Source organism: Aquimarina amphilecti, from assembly GCF_900109375.1.
Lineage (GTDB): Bacteria > Bacteroidota > Bacteroidia > Flavobacteriales > Flavobacteriaceae > Aquimarina > Aquimarina amphilecti.
On sequence record NZ_FOAB01000003.1, the window covers coordinates 48,024 to 70,849 of the forward strand.

A 22,826-nucleotide genomic window follows, 5' to 3' on the forward strand; every position below is an offset into this window, starting at 1 on the left:
GTTATAAGAAAAGGTTTTCTATTTTCTTTATCGATTTAGGCAAACAACATACCACCACTCGATCTCCTGCTTTAATATAAAACCCTCCAAGTGGAATCATCCCAATTCCATCTCTTATAACTCCCGCTATAATAGCTGATCGAGGAAAATCTAGATCTCTAATTAAATTATCACTCACTTCGGAAGTTGGTTTTACAACAAACTCCAGTAACTCAGCATTCATATTATTAAGCTTCGTCATGGCAACTACCTCACCTTTTCGAATAAATCTAAAGATATTATTCGCTGCTAATAGTTTTTTATTGATTAGTGTATCAATACCTATAGAATGAGAAAGCTGGAAATAATCCATGTTCTCTACCAAAGCAATTGTTTTACGTACACCTTTAGATTTAGCAACTAAACAGGACATAATGTTAGTTTCAGAATTACCTGTCACCGCAATAAATGCATCCATATCATCTATATTTTCTTCCTCAAGCAATTCTACATTGCGCCCATCACCATTTATAATCAATGCATTTGGAAGATCATCAGCTAAGTCAAATGCTTTATCCTTATCACTTTCAATCAATTTAACTCTAAATTTATGATCACATAGATCACAGGTAGTTTTATGACCAATCTTACTACCACCCAGAATCATTACTTTTTTAATTTGCTCTTTTACTTTACCAGTCAACTTATAAAGCTCATCTACCCCACCTTTAGAAGTGACAAAATAAACCTGATCTCCTTCTTTAAATTTCGTATCTCCTCTAGGAATTATTGTATACTGCGTTCCAGATCTTTGTATGGCTATTGGCATAAAGTGAAGCTCTGGAAATATCTCTGCAGCTTCTCTAACAGTCTTATCTACAAACAATGCACTACTAGAAAGAGTGGTCCCAACCATAGTTAATGCACCATCCTCAAACTCATAACTATCACTAAATGCAGATTGATTTAATAACAACTCAATTTCACTTGCCGCTAGTGCCTCAGGAGAAATTAATTCATCAATTCCAAACTTGATAAAACCAACCTCTTCTTTATTCTCTATAAATTCTGTATTAGAAATTCTGGCAATGGTTCTTTTAGCACCTAATTGTTTTGCTAATACGCAAACAGTAATATTAGTAGTTTCACTAGAAGTAACACTAATCACCATATCAACGTTATCAACTCTAGCATCTTTTAAAATACTTATTGAAGTCGCATCCCCCTTAATTACCCTAATATCCAGATGACTATCAGCATAATTTAAGCATTCTTTATCAGGATCGATCAGTGTAATGTCCTGAGATTCAAATGAAAGTAATTTTGCCAAATGAAATCCTACTTCACCAGCGCCGGCAATAATAATTTTCATCCGTATTTTCTATTATTTATCATCAAAAGATAAAATTAAACTTTAGCAAAATCCCCTTACTAACAAAGTGAAAATTTCTTGCTAAAAAATAAAAGCCCACAAAGATAGTGGAATTTCATTAATTCATAAAACAATTAATAATTAGCTACTTAATTATATCCATTATTACGTTCTAATTAGGCCATAGACATATTACATCAAGTAACTCTCTTTTTTAATGCTCATCTAAAACGATCTACTATTAATACCAATTATATTCTCACAAATGATATGTTTTAAAAAATAATTGTAACAAAAAACTAGCTTTAACAGTCTTAAAGAAAGATCATCTATCAAAAAAACTAATCATGAAAAATTCTTTACAAAGTATTTCGACATTTATTATCTTATCTATTTTATGTGCGATCAGCTGCAATACTACAAACAGCAAAACCACCTCAAAAGATAACAAGAATGAAAATATTGTAAAACAAAAAATAGATTCGATTCTAATATCATTAAATCAAAACGGAAAATTTAATGGAAATATTTTAATTGCTAAAAACGGCCAAATCTTATACAAAAATGAAATTGGCTTTTCCAAGAGTGATAAAAAAACCTTATTAAAAGAGACTGATCAATTCAACATTGGTTCTATTTATAAAGAAATACCAGCAATTGCTATCATGCAACTAGAAGAAAAGGGGCTCTTACAATTAAACGATCCTATTAAAAAGTATTTTACAAATCTACCCGATTGGTCTATGAACATCAAGATCATTAATCTTTTACAATACACCGGCGGACTACCTAAAATCAATTGGAGAAATCATAAGATAATAAACGATCAAAATCTTATGAATGATTTATCAAAAATATCAAATTTAGAATTTACACCTGGAGAAGACTACTTGTACACCAACTACAGCCCTTTCTTACTTTCCAAAATAATAGAAAATATTACAAATAAAACTTTCTCAACCTATGTAACTCAAAATATATTACAACCGCTACGATTAAAAGAGAGTACGTTTAAAACATCTTTTCCATATGAAAACAGCAATTCTATGGCTATTCCATTTAATAGTGAATTTGAAGAAGACAAACTCCCCTTTACTATTAAATCGTCTATATTTCTATTTTCCACCACTACCAATGACCTTTTTAAGTTTATAGAAAACTTACATTCTGGTAAAATCATCAATAAAAACTCATTGTATAAAATTAGCAAAACGGAAAACTTAGACCATAATAACATGCAATCTGCTTTAGGAAATGTTATCTATCAAAAAGGTGAATTAACAGAACATACACATCACGGAACTAGTGGAAACTATGAATCAATTATCAGTAAAAACAGAATAAACAACACTACCGTAATTATACTAACAAACAGTAAAAATGGAAATGTTCACGATATAAAAAATACTATTCTTGAATTACTAAATAGTGGCGAATAAATAAGACAAAATAGTTACATCAATTGATCTATTACATAAGAATAGTCAGCACTTAGTTACTCTAAGCACAATTCATAAGCTAAAAACAACAATTCAGTAATTACTCTTTTTAAGATTTTAGGAATAGCTACATCTTAGCATATAAATACTAACTTTTTACTTATGAAAACTAAACTTTTACTATTCGTTTTATGTGTTATTCAAATTGTTTTTGTTCATGCTCAAATGGATGATAAATTCTATTTCCCAACAAAAGATTTAAAACAAATAGAATGGGAGAATCATGAAGAATTAATGTTTAATACTGGAACAGATACGATTTCTGTACTAATTCTAAAACCAAAAAAAACACCAAAAGCAACTATATTTTATTTTCACGGAGCCGGAGGAAATATAACATATTATCTTCCGCTCACACAAATATTAGCAGAAAACAACTTTCAGGTTGTTATGGTAGATTTTAGAGGCTATGGCAAATCAACAGGGATTCCAACTCATAAAAATATTGCAAAAGATGGTGAACTATTATTCGAAACCTTACTTAAAAAAGAAGGAATAAAGGATACTCCAAAAATAATTTACGGAATTTCTATTGGTACTCAAATTGCTACATTATTAGCTAAAAACCATCAAGATAAAATTGAAGGATTAGTGTTAGAAGGAGCCATGGCGTCATTTACCGACATTGCCATGTATTATGTACCAGAATATAAAGACTATTTAGAAAAAAATTATATATCGCCTTATGCTGCAAAAGAGGATATAAAAAGTATTGATAAAATTTCTAAGCTTTTCATGCATAGCAAAGAGGATAAAGATGTTCCTTTCATACAAGGCGAAACAGTATATAATAATGCGTCAGAACCTAAAGAATTTATAGAGTTTAAAGGAGCTCATCTACATGCTCTTAAACATGAAAGAGAACAGATACTCCAAAAAATTAATGAAATGATAGAATAAACAATAAGCTAATCGCAACTTAATGACATTCTTTTCCTACGATCCATATCAAAAATGTATATTTGCCTAAATTTTTTTGAATGTCAGAAAAAATAACGCCATATAAAGACAAAAGCACGACCAAAAAACAACAGGTTACTGAAATGTTTGATACTATTTCAGGTAATTATGATGGTCTAAATAGAGTAATTTCTTTTGGAATTGACGTGAAATGGCGTAAAAAAGTTGTAAAAATAGTTTCGAATACCAAACCAAACAGTATTTTAGATGTTGCGACCGGAACTGGTGATTTAGCCATAAACTTAGCCAAAACAGGAGCCTCAGAAATTATAGGATTAGACATCTCTGCAGGAATGCTTGAAGTTGGAAAAGACAAAATAAAGGCAAGAAAATTAGATAAGACAATCTCTATGGTTAAAGGAGATGGAGAGAGCTTACCTTATGACAATGATTATTTCGATGCTATCACAGTAGCTTTTGGTGTAAGAAATTTTGAAGATTTAGATCAAGGTTTATCAGAGATATATAGAGTTTTAAAACCTGGGGGGATATTTGTTGTTTTAGAAACCTCAGTACCCACCAAAACACCCTATAAACAAGGGTACAAACTACACACCTCTTTAATTTTACCACTGATTGGAAAGATATTTTCTAAAGACAGATCTGCATATTCATATCTAAGTGAAAGTGCAGCAGCTTTTCCTTATGGGGATGCTTTCAACAATATTTTGAGAAAAATTGGGTTTATAGAAGTCGAGGATAATCCACAAACTTTTGGTGTTGCCACAATTTATACAGCCACAAAATAATATGAAAAGACTTTTTATAGCAATAGCTGTTATCGTTTGTACTCAAAATGTGAGTGCACAATTGTTTTCTAAAGAACGAGTTAGAAATCTTCAAAACTATGATAAGCCCAGACTAAGTTGGGGTTATATCCTTGGGTTTAATAGTTACGATTTTAATTTTGATTATAAAGCCACACCAGAAGGAGAAGAGCCTATATTGGACGGAGATGTTCAGGTAGCAAAATCTATAGGGTTTAATGTAGGGCTATTAGGTAATATGAGAATCAATGATTACTTGGATCTTAGACTAGAACCTCAGGTATCTTTTGTAAGAAGAGATCTTACATTTACTGGACCAGATTTTGAAGATTCTCAAAGATTTAGAGAAGTAACCTCAACTTATGTACACATCCCTCTTTTATTAAAAATATCAACTAAAAGACTAAATAACTTTAAACCTTTTATTGTGGGAGGGGTATCTACATCTATTAATTTATCTAGTAATGAAGATAATCCTGATGATAACAGTGTAGGTCAGTTTAGAACCAAAACGAATACTAATTACTTCGAACTTGGATTTGGAATAGATTTTTATATGTTTTATTTTAAATTCACTCCTTCTATACGAGGAGTATTTGCTATGTCTGATGAGTTAGTTGCTGATAACGATCCCAATAGTGCTTACACATCTGCTATTGATAAAATGTCTTCCAGAGGACTTTTTATTAATTTCACTTTTCAATAACATCTAAATTCGTCTAAATTCGTTGAGAATGATCGCCGTAGCTGTGGCTACATTAAGGCTTTCGGTTACCTGAGCAGTCCCAAATCTGGGTATAGCAATCCTCTTATTTACCAAAAACTCTACCTCTTTAGAAATACCATTTGCTTCATTTCCCATTACAATGACCCCTTTTTTGGGTAATTGTTCTTTATAAATAATATCCCCATCCATAAAAGTTCCATATACAGAAAATTCTTCTTTTTTAGAAGTTAGAAAGTTATTCAGATTTGTATAAACAATATTGACTCTCGTTACAGAACCCATTGTAGCTTGAATAACTTTTGGATTAAAACAATCAACAGTTTGCTCCGAACAAACTAAATCCGTAATACCAAACCAATCACATAGTCTTATAATTGTTCCTAAATTCCCAGGATCTCTGACGTCGTCTAACGCTAAAATTAATCCATCACCCATCACAGATTGAGTTTCTGGAATATAAAATATAGCTACCGCAAATTGAGGAGTAGTTAAAAAACTAATAATTTTCAACTCAGTTTCTGTTACATTAAAAACATTTTCGGAACTTATTTCGAAATAAGAAGTATCTAAAGCAAAAAGAGAATGGAGTCTTAAATTAGCCTCTAACAACTCATTAATTACCTTTTTACCTTCTGCAACAAATAATCCGTGCTGTTTTCGGTACTTTTTTTGATGTAAACTATTTATTAATTTCTTTTGGTTTTTGCTAACCATACAAATAATGTATTTTTGACACAATAATGAATCTCGATTGAAACACCTGCTCACAAAAATAGTATTTGTTGTAGTATCTACAATTTTTTTAATTTCTTGTAATGCAATTAAAAGAGTGCCAGAGGAAGAATACCTCTTAACCAAAAATGAAATTTTTGTTGATAGCACTAAAACTAACGAAACTAGATTATACAATCAACTTTACCAAAAACCCAATGCTAAGCTCGCCTGGACTCCATTTCGACTTCATATTTATAACCTAGCTAAAGTAAATCCTGATTCATCATATCAGAATTGGCTACACAATAAACCAAACAGAGAAAAAAGATTAAATAATTTTTTATCCAAAAAACAAGTTACTCGATTAGGAGTTGCTTATACTGGCATCAATAATTGGTTAAAAAAAGCAGGAGAAGCACCATCAATAGTAGATGAATCAAAAGCCAAACGCTCTGTAAAAAGATTACAATCCTACTATTGGAATAACGGTTGGTTTAACGTAAAAACAGATTATAAAATCAACTTCAATGAAGAACAAAGAGCTTCTGTATCCTATTATATTCAGCCGCACAAACCTTATTTCATTGATTCTCTTAATGCCAAAATCGAATCTAAAGCTGTGGATTCCATATATAAATTACATAAAAGCGAATCAAGTATAATTGCAGGAAAGCAATATCGAACTTTAGATATCGAATCAGAACGAGAAAGACTCACTAGACTATATAGAAACTCTGGATTATATAATTTCGAAAAAGAATATATAAAATTCGATGCAGATACTGTAAACACTGATCAAAAAATACAACTTAACCTATTGATCAAAGACAGACAAATTACCGAAGGTGAAGAAAAGAAAAGAGTTCCTTTTAAAGTTCATAAAATAAGTAAGGTAAATGTGTTTACTGATTATTCTTATCAAAATAAAGACCAAACACCAAAGGACAGCGCTTCTTATAATGGGTACAATATCTACAGTTATGACAAACTTAGATACACACGTAAAGCAATAGCCAATTCTATATTGATAACACCTGGCGAGATTTTTAGAGATAAAGATCGAACTCTGACATATAATCAAATTAATAATTTAAAAACGTTTAAATACCCAAACATAAGATACAGCATAGACCCTGATAATCCAGAAGGAACTGATCTTATTGCAAGTGTTTTGCTTACGCCAAGAAAAAAATATAGTACTAATGTAGAATTTGATGTATCCACTTCTAATATCCAAGTATTCGGAATCGGTTTTAGTGGTTCATTTTTAATTCGAAATGTATTCGGAGGAGCTGAAATTTTTGAAATTTCAGGAAGAGGAAGTATTGGATCATCAAAAGATCCTGTAGATCCTAACGGTCAGTTTTTTGATATATCAGAAATTGGAATAGATCTTAAATTATCATTTCCGAAAATAATTTTCCCATTCCAAACAAGAAAGATTATACCAAAATACATGTCTCCGACAACCAATTTAATCTTTGGTATTAATACACAACAAAATATCGGACTAGATAAACAAAATGCTTCTGGGATATTTAATTACCAGTGGAAACCAAGCACAAAACTTACTAATCAAATTGATTTAGTAAATGTACAATACGTTCGGAACCTTAATACAGGCAACTATTTTAATGTATACTCTAATTCTTTTAGTAGGCTTAACAATATTGCAACAGAAGTACTTAGTTCTAACTCTCCCTTTTTTGATCCAGACAACACCACTGAAAATATATTATCCATTCCTACTGGAGCGAATAGTTTTATAGCGCAATCTCTAGGAGATACTCCTGATAGTGACTTGACTTCAGATCAACTTCAAGAAATTAGCAATATTAATGAAAGAAAGGAAAGGTTAACTGAAGATAACTTAATTTTCGCATCTAGTTATACGTATTTAAAGAACAATCGGGAAAACCTTTATGATGAAAACTTTTCAAGATTCAGAGTTAAAATAGAATTTGCTGGTAATGTATTAAACACAGTTTCTAATCTCGTAGGATTAAAAGAAAATTCGCGAGAGCGTTTTGAAGTTTTTGGTGTAGAATTTTCGCAATATGCAAAAACTGAGTTAGATTATATAAAACATTGGGATCTAGGAGGAAAAAGTGTTTTAGCATTTAGAGCATTTGGTGGTATTGCTCTACCATACGGAAACGCAAATAGTATTCCTTTTGCTCGAAGTTTTTTTGGTGGTGGTCCTAATGACAATCGTGCTTGGTTACCTTATGATTTGGGGCCTGGTAGTAGTGGCGGAAGAAATGAGTTTAATGAAGCCAATATGAAAATTGCAGTAAATGCAGAATATCGTTATAACATTCTAGGATCTCTTAATGGAGCTTTCTTTATTGACGCTGGTAACATTTGGAATGTTTTAGACAGTGTAGAGGAAGAAGATGCCGTTTTTTCTAGATTAGATGATATTCAGGAAATTGCAGTAGGTAGTGGTTTAGGGTTACGCTATGATTTCGACTTTTTTGTAGTTAGATTAGATCTAGGTTTTAAAACCTTTAATCCTGCTAGAATAGAAGATCAACGATGGTTCAAAGGATATAATTTTTCCGAAGGTGTCTACAATGTCGGGATCAACTATCCTTTCTAAAAACAATCATCATTTTTCGTTCTTAAATATAAAATTCATTCCGTATTATTTTACTATTTTTGTAGGCTTATTAACTAAAAGTAAATTATGAGTCACAACATCAAACCAGGAGTTGCAACAGGAGACGAAGTACAGGCTATTTTCAATTATGCCAAAGAAAAAGCATTTGCCTTACCAGCAGTAAACGTAATTGGCTCCAATTCTATTAATGCAGTATTAGAAACTGCTGCAGAATTAAACTCCCCTGTAATTATTCAGTTCTCTAATGGAGGAGCACAGTTTAATGCAGGAAAAGGGCTTTCTAATGAAGACCAAAAAGCTGCAATCGCTGGAGCGACTGCGGGAGCAAGACACGTACATTTAATGGCAGAAGCTTATGGAGTGCCAGTTATTTTGCATACTGACCACTGTGCAAAAAAGCTACTTCCTTGGATAGACGGATTATTAGATGCGGGAGAAGCGTTCTATAAAGAAACAGGGAAACCTCTTTATAGTTCTCATATGATAGATTTATCAGAAGAACCTATTGAAGAGAATATCGAAATTTGTAAAGAATACCTTTCACGAATGAGTAAAATGGGTATGACTTTAGAAATAGAACTTGGTATTACAGGAGGAGAAGAAGATGGTGTTGACAATAGTGATGTAGATGATTCTAAATTATACACACAACCAGAAGAAGTTGCATACGCTTACGAAGAATTAAGTAAAGTAAGTGATAAATTTACAGTAGCTGCAGCTTTTGGAAATGTGCACGGAGTATACAAACCTGGTAATGTAAAATTAACTCCAAAAATTCTTAAAAATTCTCAAGAATTTATTTCAGAAAAATACGGTGTAGAACATAACCACATTGACTTTGTATTTCACGGAGGAAGCGGTTCTACTCTAGAAGAAATTAGAGAATCTATTGGATATGGAGTTATCAAAATGAATATAGACACTGATCTTCAATTTGCGTTTTGTGAAGGCATTAGAGATTATATGACTGGAAAGATCGATTATCTTAAGACTCAGATTGGTAATCCTGATGGAGCAGATGAACCTAACAAAAAACATTACGACCCTAGAAAATGGCTAAGAGAAGGTGAAATCACCTTTAAAAGCCGTCTTAAAAAGGCTTTTGAAGATTTAAATAATGTAAATACATTATAATAAGATATAAAACCAAGCTGAAACTCTAAACAATAAAGAGTTTCAGCTTTTTTAATACAAATAATTTATGGCTTGGTTTAAGAGAACTCAAAAAGGTATACAGACTGCTACTGAGGATAAAAAAGATGTTCCAAAGGGACTCTGGTATAAATCTCCTACAGGAAAAATAGTTGATGCAGAACAACTAGAGAAAAACTTTTATGTAAGTCCGGAAGACGGATATCATGTAAGGATAGGTAGTAAAGAATATTTCGAAATTCTATTTGATGATAACAAGTTTAAAGAATTAGATAAAAACCTAACCTCTAAAGATCCTCTTAAATTCGAAGACAAAAAGAAGTATACTGATCGTCTTAAAGATGCTCAAGAAAAAACAAACTTAAAAGATGCTGTAAGAACTGCTGTTGGAAAATCTAACGGTAATGATTTAGTAATTGCTTGTATGGATTTTTCATTCATAGGTGGTTCTATGGGTAGTGTGGTAGGAGAAAAAATAGCAAGAGCAGCTGACTATGCGCTTAAGAATAAGATTCCATTTATGATTATCTCTAAATCTGGAGGAGCTCGTATGATGGAAGCTGCATTATCATTAATGCAGTTAGCAAAAACTTCTGCAAGACTTGCTCAATTAGCCGATGCTGGAATTCCTTATATCTCATTATGTACTGATCCAACTACTGGAGGTACTACCGCATCTTTCGCAATGCTCGGAGATATTAATATCGCAGAACCAGGAGCACTTATTGGATTTGCTGGACCTAGAGTCGTTAGAGATACGACAGGAAAAGAACTTCCTGAAGGTTTCCAAACTGCGGAGTTCTTAAAAGAACATGGATTCTTAGATTTTATTAGTCCAAGACAAAACCTAAAAGACAAAATTAATTTATATTTAGATCTAATTCTTAATAGACCATTATCTTCTAATTAGAGACTATATATTTAAATAGCATATTATAAAACCCGGTAGAAACCGGGTTTTATCTTTAAAAAGGTATTGTAGTTGATATTTTTATTCAACACTCTTTTCTTTAAATAGTACAATAAAAAAAGCATCTCCAAAGTAGAAGATGCTTTCGACTATTGAAAACCAAAAAATTACAATACTATTTCTATTTCTTCTCCTTCAGAGTTTGTAAATATTGCTTTATTATCACAAGACCCATCACCATAACTCAAAGATCCACTGTAATTAGTTCTTACCAATTCCACGACCCCACTAACAAAAAACCTACAACTGGCTTCTCGTCTTAATGATGTAGAAATAGTAGTACTATGAATACCACCATTCGAAAAGTTAGTCTGCCAATCTCCATTGATTAAAAAAACATTATCGCCCCAATTACCATTAAAAGCACCTTCAATCCATTCACGAGTCTTAGAACCTGCCCTAGATACCTGAGTACCATCGATAAGTGTTACTGTAAAATCAAAATTCATTGAATACTCTGGATTACCATTTTCATTTTCCTTAAGTCTAGTAATTGTTCTAGATCCTGCAAATTGTATATCGTCAATGAAGAAATCTTCTAAACTATAATTAATCAATAAGGACATTTCATCTATATTCCGTTCATAAGACATCAAAATCCTTCCTTTCACAATATGTCCACTTCTTACCTCACAACCTTCTACTCCAAAATCAATTATTACATTTTTTGTAGTATCCGTCAATTCTATAGTCACGGTAGCACAATCTGGCAAAAAACGATTTGCACCACTTTTTGCCAAACTCTCTTCGTCCTCAAAACCTTGTAATGTAAGATCACTAAGTACTTCCGAACCATCATCAATTGTTACCGATAAAGCAGCTTCTTCGCTGTTAATATCTTCAATAGGTAATTGACCCACTGTATCTCCACTATCACATCCAACTAAAACCGTCATAAAGAATGCAATAAAACCAAATTTAAAAATGTTGTTCTTCATTATATTAATTTTTAACGTTACCTCTCTAAGACTTAATTATTTACAAAAGGTTTAATTAAAAATGTTTTTTTAGTAAGAAGTATTTCTAATATAAAAAATACTATATTTGCACGCTGATAGCAGAATGCTATCTATACATAAAAATCATTTAAATAATATTGGAATGTATTTAACAAAAGAAACGAAAGAAGAAATCTTCTCAAAACACGGAAAAGGTAAAAACGACACCGGTTCTGCAGAAGGACAAATTGCATTATTTACGCACAGAATTACCCATTTAACTGAGCACTTAAAAAACAATCGTAAAGATTATAATACTGAACGTTCGTTAGTAAAGTTAGTAGGTAAGCGTAGAGATCTTTTAGACTATCTTGTTAAGAAAGATATTATGAGATATCGTGCAATTGTAAAAGAATTAGGATTAAGAAAATAATCGAAAAAGAGAGGCCGTACGCCTCTCTTTTTAATTATACTCATTACTATAAATAGAATAAAGTTTAATTAAAAAACGTTTTGATCTAGGAATGATCAAAATGATGCCTTAGTTTTTCATTGGTCGCACAACTACTACAACAACAACACAACCTTGTCCGTCCGAGTAAGACGGAAACCAATGTTTAATAAAACCTTTTATATTGGAAGTATAGAATTAACTAAAAATATACAAGGTTAGAATCAAAAAAAATATGATTCCAAAAGTTTATAGAGAGGTCATTGATCTAGGAGATGGAAGAGAAATTAGCCTAGAGACCGGAAAATTAGCAAAACAGGCACATGGATCTGTTGTTGTTCAATCAGGAAAATGTATGTTATTATGTACAGTAGTATCTAACTACAAACAAAGTGATGTAGATTTTCTTCCGTTAACAGTAGATTATAGAGAAAAGTTTGCTGCTGCAGGTCGCTATCCAGGTGGCTTTTTCAAAAGAGAAGCAAGACCAAGTGATGGAGAAGTATTAACTATGAGATTAGTAGATCGTGTATTACGTCCACTTTTCCCAAAAGATTACCATTCAGAGACTCAAGTAATGATTCAATTAATGTCTCACGATGAAGACGTTATGCCAGATGCTATGGCTGGATTAGCTGCTTCTGCTGCAATACAATTATCGGATTTCCCTTTTGAATGTGCTATTTCTGAAGCAAGAGTAGGACGTGTTAATGGTGAATTTATTATCAACCCTACAAGAGCTCAATTAGAAGAATCTGATATCGATATGATGATAGGTGCTTCTGCTGACTCAGTAATGATGGTTGAAGGAGAGATGGATGAGATCTCTGAAGAAGAAATGACTGAGGCTATTAAATTTGCTCACGAAGCTATAAAAGTTCAGTGTGCTGCTCAGGAAAGATTAGCTGAAGCTTTCGGAAAAAAAGAAGTACGTGAGTATGAGCCAGAAAGAAGTGATGAAGATTTAGCTAAGAAAATATATGATATGGCATATGATAAAGTATATGCTGTAGCAAAACAAGGTTCTTCTAAAAAAGAACGTGGAATGGCTTTTTCTGAAATCAAAGAAGAAATAAAAGCTACATTCTCTGAAGAAGAATTAGAAGATTTTGGAGATCTAGTATCTAAATATTATGCGAAAGCAGAAAAAGCTGCTGTTCGTGATTTAACATTAAATGAAGGATTACGTCTTGATGGAAGAAAGACAAGTGAAATCAGACCAATATGGTGTGAGGTAGATTATTTACCATCAACTCATGGGTCTTCTATTTTCACAAGAGGCGAAACTCAGGCATTAGCTACAGTAACTTTAGGAACATCTAGAGATGCAAATCAAGTAGATATGCCATCTTACGAAGGTGAAGAACGTTTTTATTTACATTATAACTTCCCTCCTTTTTGTACTGGTGAGGCGCGCCCAATTAGAGGTACTTCTCGTAGAGAAGTTGGACACGGTAATTTAGCACAACGTGCATTAAAAGGAATGATTCCTGAGGATTGTCCTTATACGGTTAGGGTTGTTTCTGAAGTATTAGAATCTAATGGTTCTTCTTCTATGGCAACTGTTTGTTCTGGTACGATGGCGTTGATGGACGCTGGTGTGCAAATGACAAAACCTGTTTCAGGTATTGCAATGGGATTAATTTCTGACGCAGAATCTGGAAAGTATGCTGTATTATCTGATATTTTAGGTGATGAAGATCATTTAGGAGATATGGATTTTAAAGTTACTGGTACCGCAGATGGTATCACTGCTTGTCAAATGGATATTAAAGTAAAAGGTTTATCATACGAAATTTTAGTAAATGCACTAAAACAAGCGCGTGATGGTCGTTTACACATTTTAGAGAAATTAACGGACACTATTTCTGCTCCTGCCGAAGATGTGAAGCCGCATTCTCCAAAAATGATTACGAGACGTATTCCTAATGAGTTTATCGGTGCCCTAATTGGACCTGGTGGAAAAGTAATACAAGAAATGCAAAAAGAGACTGGAACTACTATTGTAATCAATGAAGATCCAGTAACAGAAGAAGGTATTGTAGAAATACTAGGTGTTGGAAATGAAGGTATTGATGCCGTAACAGCAAAAATAGATGCGATATTGTTTAAACCTGTTGTAGGTAGCGTATACGAAGTTAAAGTAGTTAAAATGTTAGATTTTGGTGCTGTAGTAGAATATATGGATGCTCCTGGTAACGAAGTATTACTTCATGTTTCCGAATTAGCTTGGGAACGCACTGAAAATGTTAGCGACGTTGTGAATATGGGTGACGTTATGGATGTGAAGTATTTTGGTATTGATTCTAGAACTCGTAAGGAAAAAGTTTCTAGAAAAGCATTATTACCAAGACCTCCAAGACCTGAAGGTAGCAAGTCTAGAGATGACAAACCACGAGGTGATAGAAAACCAAGAAACAATGACAAAAAAGAGAATTAATATACTCTCGTTATGATACTTAAAAAGCGCCTTCATATTTTGAAGGCGCTTTTGTTTTTTTATAAAATATATTGGTTTTACGAAAATGAACAGTATATTTGTATTGGTTGACCAAATTGGTTAACCAATTTAAAACAAAAAAAGTAAAGCCCTAGATTATGAAAAAGAATTATTTGAAGGTGTTTACCTTCTTATTAGTATTGATAACTTCTTACAGTCACACCTACTCTCAGATTGTAAACAACAATTCAGAATTACAAACAGCTATTACCAATGCTACTGCCGGAACTACCATCACATTAGCAAACGGCACCTGGACTGATGTACAAATTAACATTAATAAGAACGGTACCGGAACAAATCCTGTAACTATCAAAGCACAAACTCCAGGATCAGTGTTTTTTGAAGGTAATTCAAGAGTAAGTATGGGTGGTTCTTACATCATTTTCGATGGTGTTATTTTTCAGAATCCATCAAACTTAGATGTAAGTGGAAGTATCATAGAACCCGTAATAGAATTGAGAGATTCTAGCAACAACGAATGTGATCATTGCACCATTACAAACATTAAAATAGATAGTTATAATGGTACTGCCGCACAAGAACTACTCACATTTAAATGGATCATTGTTTATGGACAATATAATGAAATAAGTTTCAGCTCCTTCGAAGGAAAATATGGTATAGGAAGTATTATTAATGACAACAGAAATGCCACATCTACCGAATTTGCAGAACCAGATTTTACAAAAATACATCATAATTATTTTGCCGATCGAACGCCTGTTGGTGTCGTAAATGACCTAAATGATCAAGATGCTATTAGAATTGGAAATAGCAGTACCTCATTGCACCCATCAAATACTGAAGTGTATGATAATCTATTTTACAATTGGTCAGGAGAAGTCGAAATCATTTCTAATAAAAGTGGTGAGAATAAGTATTACAACAATACTTTTAGAGATTACCAGGGAACATTAACACTACGACACGGTGATGATTGTGAAGTTTATAACAATTTCTTTTTTGCCGAAAACAATCTTTTCTCAGGTGGAATTCGTGTGATCGGAGAAGGACATAAAGTATACAATAACTATATTGAAGGAGTAAATTCTGAAAAACCCGAAGGAGGGAATACCAAAACCGCAGGAGCGATCAATGTCAGTAATGGACAAGAAAACTCTCCTCTTAATCGTTATTTCCAGGTTAAAGATGCAATTATTGTAAATAATACTTTTGTTAATTGTGATTATGGATTTAGAATTGGGACTAGCGTAAGTAACAATCCAGTGTTAACCTTGGCACCAGAAAATTTGGTTATTGCTAACAACATTATGATTAACACAGAAGAAAGTGCTGTTGATGAACAAACAGCTCCAATAGGCACTTCTATCTATCAAGGAAATATTACTCAAAATGGAGTTTGGGATCTTACTACAGGAACTAATAACAATCAAGTTGTTACTAATGGACTCTTAGAAAATGGGACTTTGTATTATGAATTAGGAAGTAATAGTCCAGCTATTGACGCTGCTGTTGGAAGCTATCCTTTTGTAACTACCGATATCTTAGGAGGAAATCGTTCCGGGAACCTTGATGCGGGTGCTGAAGAATTCAATTCTAGTGGTTCTCGTATTCCATATACTACTGCTGATGTAGGTGTTTCTATTGGTTTTGGTGGAACCGGTATTGACACTCCAAGATTAACTACAAATACTACGGCTATAAATGTAGCTCGAAGTGCAGGAAATACTTTATTTGACATTGATACTAATGTAGATTGGACAATTACAGATAATGCAGATTGGTTAACTCTTGATATAACTTCTGGAAGCAACTCTGCAGTAATTATAGCTGATTTCACAGAAAACACTTCGTCTGCTCAACGTACGGCTACTATAACTATTAGTGAGGTTGCTGGAGGAAGTGATTTAACTACTATGTTGACCATAACACAATCTAATATATTTTCTGAAGAAATTACAATTATTGATGCGACTGCTATAGGAACCGAACCAGGAAAGCCTAATGTAGGACCTCAATTTGCTTGGGATGATAATGTAACCGACGCAGAATATTGGACGGGAGATGCCAATACAGAACCAGAGGTTTCTATAACTTTCGACCTGTCTTGTATCAGAGTTCTAAGTGAAATAGGAATTCATGTGTTAAAAGCTGATGAAAGAATTATTAATTTTGACATTGCAGTATCGGATGATCAAACAGGTCCATTTACCAGCATATTAACGGGTCAAGATAGTATGATTGAAACAGGTGCGGAAAACACAGAACAACTTTTTAACCTTAATAATGCAACAGGGAGATATGTGAAATTTACTTCTAACGGAAATAGCACTGGTTCTGGTTTTGCTAGCATTGTAGAGGTTAACATCTATGGTGATACAACCTGCGATGCTACCTTAGGAGTAGATGATAACCGTCTTTCATCTAAAGATATTTTATTATACCCTATTCCGGCAAAAAATCAACCTATTATTATCGAATCTAAAACGATAATTGGAAAAGTAGAAGTATATGACTTGCACGGAAGATTAATGTTGAAAAAAGAAATTGATAATAGTATTGGTCAATTAGAAATTAGCAATCTTAGTTCAGGGACTTACATTGCAAAAATACGAGGAGCTTATGGTCGTTTTATAGTCCAGTAAACTACAAAATATTAGAAAAAAACGCTTATAACTAATGTTACTATAAGCGTTTTTTTTGATTAATAAAGTTAGGTTTAATTAAACCGATACTGAAACACCATACTTCCCATATATGTAGTATTTATAGTATTAAAATTCACCTCTGGATTGATCCCGAACGAAAATCCTCTGGAAGAATCAATCATTAACCTTAGATCTACGGGGATTCCAATGATCTCTTTTGTATCATATCTTCCATCAGAAGCTAACCAATCCTTATATAGATACACCCCTAAACCGGTATGAGCTTCTATTCTAAACCATTTAAAGACAGAAAACTCTCTACCATATAGTATATCATAACTATTAAAAAAAGTCTCTTCATTATCGCCTCCACCAATAGCTTCAAATATGATATCAGGATACAGGTCAAGCCCTAAATCTACATCTAGCGAAAAAATATGTTTTTTATACGCCAGAGATAACCCAACTGACAAAGTGGGACCATTTTGATTCGATCCAAAAGGATCATCAGTACCTCTAAGATCTGCATGGTAAACCCCAAAACCAGCAGTTATAGACTTAACCTTTAATTTATGCTCTTTTTCAAGGCTTTCTTGCCCAAATACATAATTCATAGTTAATAAAAGAATCATACCAAGTGTTACTAATCTGTTCATCATAATATTACTTTAAATTTGTTTAGTTATTCAAACATAAAAGCTATTTATCTACTACAATTGTCAAAAACGCAAGGGTAAAAACATATCTTTGTGATTAACACAACCAAAACATTACATCATAAAAAAACCTTCTAAAAATTATTAAAAGGTTTTATACTAATTGAATATATTAATTCAAAAGAGTCTTCCCAAAACAACTCCAAACTGTAATCCATATACACTTTTTACCCCATTTAGATTACCATAGGCAGAGAGCTCTACACCTACTACTCTAGTAAAAGTATACCTTAAAGATATTTTAGAAAATCCACCAAAAACTATTTTCTTGTTCTCCTTACTTCTCATATAATCTAATGATGGCCCAGAAGAATCAGGAAAGCAAAATCCACCAAATTCGCAAGATGAAGCTGGAGAGTATTTAGCAGTATATTCATAATCTTCACTATATATTATAGAAGGACCTCCCATTATAAATATACTAAGAGATCTCTTCTTATTAAGCGCGAAAGATTTAAATACGTTGGGCGATAAAGAATATAATCTATTATCTCTTTTACCACTATAAGGAAATCTTTTTTCAATTCCGGAAGGTAACTCAGCGCCTTCAAAGTTTTCTATTTCAGTAATTGGCGGAATTCCTTTAGCACTTTCTGATGTATAAGCCGATCTTGTAAAATCAAAACCATAACCCCATCCATTTTTTCTTTCCAACAATACACCTGCATAAATATCTAATTCATTACTCTCATCACTTACAATCGTACTAAATCCACTTGTGAAAGCAATTGGTTTTTTATCAGTTCTTATATCTTGACCATAACAATATTTGGACAAACACAGTAATAAAACGAATAGTTTAATTAATCTTTTCATTGTAAAATTTTTATTGTTTAGTGATTCAAACATACTAGCTATACTCTAGCTACAATTGCTAAAAATGCAAGGACAGAACTTTGCCTTTGTGATAATCGCAACTCATAAATCGTATGTATTCAAAACACAAGTAAGGTTCCAAAGACAGAGGTTATGTCCTCTTGAGGAGATATAACCTTATTTTGTGGATCAATGTTATTCTACGAAGGGTTTAGTAATAAAACCTTGTTCAATCTTGCATAGTAAAATGAGTTTTTCGTTCTAAATAATATCAAACATTTCGAATCTATCATCCTATAAATACGATTCAATATCTTATAATCTTAAAAAAGTATATCTCTTTGTGATAATCACAATCAAGAAATTATAACAAAAAAAACACCTTCAAATTTTGAAGGTGTTTCTAACCATGATATTTTAAAACTAATTGGCTACAACACTCTGCCTAACATTCTTAAATGAGATAAATGTGATACAATTCCACCTATATATGTGGTTTGATTAGGTTCTATTAAATTACTTCTTAAAATCTTATATAATATCCTATTAAGCTCTGGATAATAGATATGATGAATATGAGGAAAAAGATGATGCGCAATATGATTATTAAATCCTCCAAAAATAAAATTTGCAATTGTACTAGAAGGATAAAAATCATTAGAACTTTTTATCTGATTCATCAACCAAGAGGTTTTTATAAAACCAAGATCATCTGTTTTTGGATAAAAAACACCTTCGATATGATGCGTCATAAAAAAAGTAAATAATAGAAATATAGACTGTACCAAATGCATCATCACAAATCCCAACAGAATCACATACCATTCTTGATCAATTAATAGCAATGGTAGTACAATTAAATACATTACATAGAAAAGCTTTTGACACCAAAAAGAAATTTTATAACGTAGAGATTTTTTCTTTCCTGTAATTATTTTCCCAAAAAATACTTTAAAATCTTTTATAAATATCCAGAATAACGAATAGGTAGTATATAAGATCGGAGCATACCAATGCTGATACTTATGAAACCATCGTAAAGAACTTCCGGGAACTACTCTAATAAGATCAGTTATTTCTAAATCTGTATCATAACCTTCTACATTTGGTGCATGATGATGTGACTGCACATGTCTTTCCTTCCAAGCTTCTGCATGAGCTCCAACTATCGTATAAAGTATCACAAAACAATTATGATTCAATTTCTTACTTCTAAAAATTGTATTATGCGAAAAATCATGTGCGAAATTAAAAGCAAATAACAATGCAATCAAACCAAATAACACATAAGTTATAACCAACAGAAATGGATTACTTATCGTATAAAGACTTATATATGCTATACTTGTTAAAACTGAATAAACAAACCCTTTAAAGATAACTCTTCTTTTAAATCGATCTGGACAGAAATTAAGTTTATCATTAATCTCTTTTTGAATAGAACCGAATAGCTCTGTATGATATTTATTATAAACATGTTTAGATTTCATAAGTAGCAGGTTTAAATTCTACTTGTGTTCCCATTTTTTTTAGAAACCTAAAATGTGATCGTAATGCCTGAGTATATGACATCTCCATATATGTGACACCATACTTCTTTGCCACCGCTCTAAATATTGGTAGTAATTTTATATAATGTATATGGCAAATATTAGGTAATAAATGATGTAACGCATGTGCATTAAAACCACCTAATGTCCAATTTAAAAAAGTACTAGTCACGTTATAATCAACAGAAGTACACATCTGCAACTTAGGCCAACTCATAGTAAGTTTCCCTTTTGAATCAGGCTGAGGATGTGCTACATAATCTGACAAATGTGAAACTCCCAACACTCCAGTAAATATTAAGGATACCAAGAAATGATTTAGTAAAAAGGCTATTAAAACATACTCCCATTCAAATGGCAATATAATGCTCGGAATAATAATCATATAAGTAATATAAGCGATCTTAAAAAAGATGAGTTTGATAACCTCCCATGCTGGAATCATAATCTTTATTGTTCTACTTGACCTATTAAAAATCATTAAGAATTCTCTAAACAAAAACCAGTTCAAGGAATAAAACAAATACAAAAATGGAACATATAAGTATTGAAACCTATGATACCATTGTAAATCCTGATTGGGAGTCATTCTTACAAGTGGGTTATTTAAAACATCTATATCACTCCCCTCTATATTTGTATACAAATGATGAGATTCGTTATGATTCTTACCCCATACATATGCATTGTTACCTTGTAGATTAAAGCTTAATTGGAATAGAAGTTTGTTCCAGAACTTACTTTTTACAGCAACACCATGTGCTGCATCGTGAGAAACATTAAATGCATTTAATAACACCGATATTCCTAAACCAATGTAAAAGACAAAGAATGCTCCTAAATTAGATGAAGTAAGCATCAAAAAATAAAACAAAAATACTAAGGTGAAATACAGGACTATCTTAAAAATCATCTTTTTATTTCCGGTTTTGTCCATTTGATTACTATCAAAATAATTTCTAATTTGTTCATTTAGCTCTTTATAAAACTCCGAGCCTTCGTCTTTAGAAAATTTTATTTTTCTCATAATTATTCTTTTAAAATTTGACACACCAATTGCAGCGTGACAACCAATGACCATTTCTTTGTCATCACAATTTCACTATGGTACATGACATAATTAATTACTTAGAATTCAGATAAAACTCAAAACTAAAGTTCCGTTTTGAGTTAATGTTTTAGTTCCAAACCTTACTTTTTCTTCCTCGAAGTGATGTCTTTAAAAACTCCTAATTGTACTTTCCCCGTTTTTGATAAAAAAATCAATAACTGTTGTTTACTAGAACGTACATTTATTTTTTGAGTTCGCCAATGCTTAATAAATGACAATATTGAAGTAACTCTATTACAAGATGAAATACTAAAAATCCCATCTATAAGCGTTCCTTTTATATACTTATTAATCTTTTGAGTTTCTGACTTCATTAAACTAATCATCAATGTTTTATCATCCAAAAATTTAATACGTGTATATAATTTTTCTTTTACTGGGATAAGACCAACCAAGTCTCCAGTAAGTACATAAAAAGCTTCGAATCCATAATCCCCTTCGATGCTTAAGTTGCTAGTGATATTCATAATTAAGATGTTTTTGACTTTACTTTTTTCTTAGAAAACTGCCAATTGATAAAAGGTAGAGAACGTCTTTCGTTTTTGTTCCACAATCCTATTTGTATTCCTCTAAGCTTATCTGCCTTATTTAGAATCCCTATTTGAATTCCTTCATATTTAGAGTGTGTAGTAGTACTATGATTTGATAAACCTACCTGTATTCCTTTATAATTATTGGAGGTATTAAAAACTCCAAACTGTACTCCTCGACCATAACGTTCTATATCATTGAACGCTCCTATCTGAATACCTAAATAACTATGAGCGACGTTACCAGAAAGAGCTATCGATGCTCCAAATCCGTGATAAACTTCATTTCCTAATAATGCAATAGATATTCCATTTTGTTCTTCTATAGAATTTGCAATTCCGCCAATTGCTATTCCATTCATTTTTTGTAAATATTGTCCTATAAAAGCACCTGATATACCGTGTACCGCAATTTCTCCTAGACTACCTCCAGACAAATTAATTCCATATACTTTTTCTAAAAGATCATCATTAGCTCCTCCAGAAAGATATGATTTTGGTGCAATCGGATAAAGAATTCCCAAACCAGGCGCTTCCAATTTCAGACCATATGTTCTAGTTAAAGTCGTATCACCTAACAAATCTTTCGGTGCCAATCCTACCGAAAGGCCAACTATATCAGTGTTTTTAGAATGATATGTCCAAGCTCCTATATGCTTTTTACGTTGCTGACTAAAGGATGCTAGAGAAATCAGTAGTACTAATGTTATTAAAATTCTATTTTTCATTTTTCCTGTTTTAAAAAATTCAACAGGTCAAAATTATTGTGATAATTACGAGACCAAAAGTGATAAATGCGAATAGAAATATATTTTTTTGCGATTATCACAAAACACAAA

Annotated in this window: 19 protein-coding genes; 10 read left to right on the forward strand and 9 right to left on the reverse strand. The window is 32.2% G+C overall.

Annotated elements, in window-relative coordinates; all coding sequences use genetic code 11:
• Window position 1: 1 nt before the first annotated feature.
• Window positions 2-1,351 carry a Trk system potassium transporter TrkA gene (gene trkA, locus BMY33_RS07800; RefSeq protein WP_091407303.1) on the reverse strand — a complete coding sequence of 450 codons (1,350 nt, stop codon included), beginning with the start codon at window positions 1,349-1,351 and terminating at the stop codon, window positions 2-4.
• 347 nt (window positions 1,352-1,698) lie between these two features.
• Here trkA and BMY33_RS07805 point away from each other — a divergent pair, with 347 nt between their 5' ends.
• The 4 genes from BMY33_RS07805 to porT all read left to right on the forward strand — a co-directional run bounded on the left by BMY33_RS07805 (window position 1,699) and on the right by porT (window position 5,283).
• Window positions 1,699-2,790: a serine hydrolase domain-containing protein gene (locus tag BMY33_RS07805; RefSeq protein ID WP_091407305.1), complete on the forward strand. Its 1,092-nt coding sequence runs from the start codon at window positions 1,699-1,701 to the stop codon at window positions 2,788-2,790.
• 162 nt (window positions 2,791-2,952) lie between these two features.
• Entirely contained in the window at window positions 2,953-3,750 is a 798-nt protein-coding gene (locus BMY33_RS07810) for an alpha/beta hydrolase (protein ID WP_091407307.1), read from the forward strand.
• An 80-nt stretch (window positions 3,751-3,830) separates the two neighbouring features.
• Window positions 3,831-4,559 (forward strand): bifunctional demethylmenaquinone methyltransferase/2-methoxy-6-polyprenyl-1,4-benzoquinol methylase UbiE, encoded by a 729-nt coding sequence (gene ubiE, locus BMY33_RS07815; protein ID WP_091407309.1) that lies wholly within the window; start codon window positions 3,831-3,833, stop codon window positions 4,557-4,559.
• A gap of 1 nt (window position 4,560) precedes the next feature.
• A complete protein-coding gene (gene porT, locus BMY33_RS07820; protein ID WP_091407310.1) occupies window positions 4,561-5,283 on the forward strand; it encodes a type IX secretion/gliding motility protein PorT/SprT in 723 nt (240 codons plus the stop codon).
• A gap of 3 nt (window positions 5,284-5,286) precedes the next feature.
• On the opposite strand, the gene BMY33_RS07825 is transcribed toward porT, so the two are convergent.
• Window positions 5,287-6,018 carry a TrmH family RNA methyltransferase gene (locus BMY33_RS07825; protein ID WP_091407312.1) on the reverse strand — a complete coding sequence of 244 codons (732 nt, stop codon included), beginning with the start codon at window positions 6,016-6,018 and terminating at the stop codon, window positions 5,287-5,289.
• 37 nt (window positions 6,019-6,055) lie between these two features.
• On the opposite strand from BMY33_RS07825, the gene tamL reads away from it, so the two are divergent.
• The 3 genes from tamL (at window position 6,056) to accD (ending at window position 10,703) form a co-directional block, all read left to right on the forward strand.
• Window positions 6,056-8,620: a translocation and assembly module lipoprotein TamL gene (tamL, locus tag BMY33_RS07830; RefSeq protein ID WP_091407314.1), complete on the forward strand. Its 2,565-nt coding sequence runs from the start codon at window positions 6,056-6,058 to the stop codon at window positions 8,618-8,620.
• Between the two features lie 87 nt (window positions 8,621-8,707).
• Window positions 8,708-9,775 (forward strand): class II fructose-bisphosphate aldolase, encoded by a 1,068-nt coding sequence (gene fbaA, locus BMY33_RS07835; protein WP_091407315.1) that lies wholly within the window; start codon window positions 8,708-8,710, stop codon window positions 9,773-9,775.
• A gap of 67 nt (window positions 9,776-9,842) precedes the next feature.
• Window positions 9,843-10,703, forward strand: coding sequence for an acetyl-CoA carboxylase, carboxyltransferase subunit beta (gene accD, locus BMY33_RS07840; protein WP_091407317.1), 861 nt, complete (start codon window positions 9,843-9,845; stop codon window positions 10,701-10,703).
• Between the two features lie 167 nt (window positions 10,704-10,870).
• Here the strand turns inward: accD and BMY33_RS07845 are convergent, their stop codons facing one another.
• A complete protein-coding gene (locus tag BMY33_RS07845; RefSeq protein WP_091407319.1) occupies window positions 10,871-11,701 on the reverse strand; it encodes a hypothetical protein in 831 nt (276 codons plus the stop codon).
• A 163-nt stretch (window positions 11,702-11,864) separates the two neighbouring features.
• Here BMY33_RS07845 and rpsO point away from each other — a divergent pair, with 163 nt between their 5' ends.
• The 3 genes from rpsO (at window position 11,865) to BMY33_RS07860 (ending at window position 17,261) form a co-directional block, all read left to right on the forward strand.
• Complete coding sequence (gene rpsO / locus BMY33_RS07850; protein WP_091408164.1) at window positions 11,865-12,134, forward strand: 30S ribosomal protein S15; 270 nt, start codon at window positions 11,865-11,867, stop codon at window positions 12,132-12,134.
• A gap of 253 nt (window positions 12,135-12,387) precedes the next feature.
• Entirely contained in the window at window positions 12,388-14,592 is a 2,205-nt protein-coding gene (locus BMY33_RS07855) for a polyribonucleotide nucleotidyltransferase (protein ID WP_091407320.1), read from the forward strand.
• Between the two features lie 158 nt (window positions 14,593-14,750).
• Window positions 14,751-17,261 carry a chondroitinase-B domain-containing protein gene (locus BMY33_RS07860; protein ID WP_091407322.1) on the forward strand — a complete coding sequence of 837 codons (2,511 nt, stop codon included), beginning with the start codon at window positions 14,751-14,753 and terminating at the stop codon, window positions 17,259-17,261.
• A gap of 74 nt (window positions 17,262-17,335) precedes the next feature.
• Here BMY33_RS07860 and BMY33_RS07865 read toward each other — a convergent pair whose 3' ends face one another.
• From BMY33_RS07865 to BMY33_RS07890, 6 genes are all read right to left on the reverse strand, one after another.
• Window positions 17,336-17,920: a hypothetical protein gene (locus BMY33_RS07865; RefSeq protein WP_091407323.1), complete on the reverse strand. Its 585-nt coding sequence runs from the start codon at window positions 17,918-17,920 to the stop codon at window positions 17,336-17,338.
• A 177-nt stretch (window positions 17,921-18,097) separates the two neighbouring features.
• A complete protein-coding gene (locus BMY33_RS07870) occupies window positions 18,098-18,796 on the reverse strand; it encodes a hypothetical protein (RefSeq protein ID WP_091407325.1) in 699 nt (232 codons plus the stop codon).
• Window positions 18,797-19,227: 431 nt separating this feature from the next.
• Window positions 19,228-20,286, reverse strand: coding sequence for a fatty acid desaturase family protein (locus BMY33_RS07875; RefSeq protein WP_091407326.1), 1,059 nt, complete (start codon window positions 20,284-20,286; stop codon window positions 19,228-19,230).
• Window positions 20,276-21,373, reverse strand: coding sequence for a fatty acid desaturase family protein (locus BMY33_RS07880; protein WP_170837037.1), 1,098 nt, complete (start codon window positions 21,371-21,373; stop codon window positions 20,276-20,278). The genes BMY33_RS07875 and BMY33_RS07880 overlap by 11 nt, the downstream gene beginning before the upstream one ends.
• 164 nt (window positions 21,374-21,537) lie before the next feature.
• The gene (locus BMY33_RS07885) at window positions 21,538-21,924 is read right to left on the reverse strand and encodes a hypothetical protein (protein WP_091407330.1); all 387 of its coding nucleotides are present in this window, start codon (window positions 21,922-21,924) and stop codon (window positions 21,538-21,540) included.
• Between the two features lie 2 nt (window positions 21,925-21,926).
• Entirely contained in the window at window positions 21,927-22,715 is a 789-nt protein-coding gene (locus tag BMY33_RS07890; protein ID WP_091407332.1) for an LA_2272 family surface repeat-containing protein, read from the reverse strand.
• Window positions 22,716-22,826: the final 111 nt, after the last annotated feature.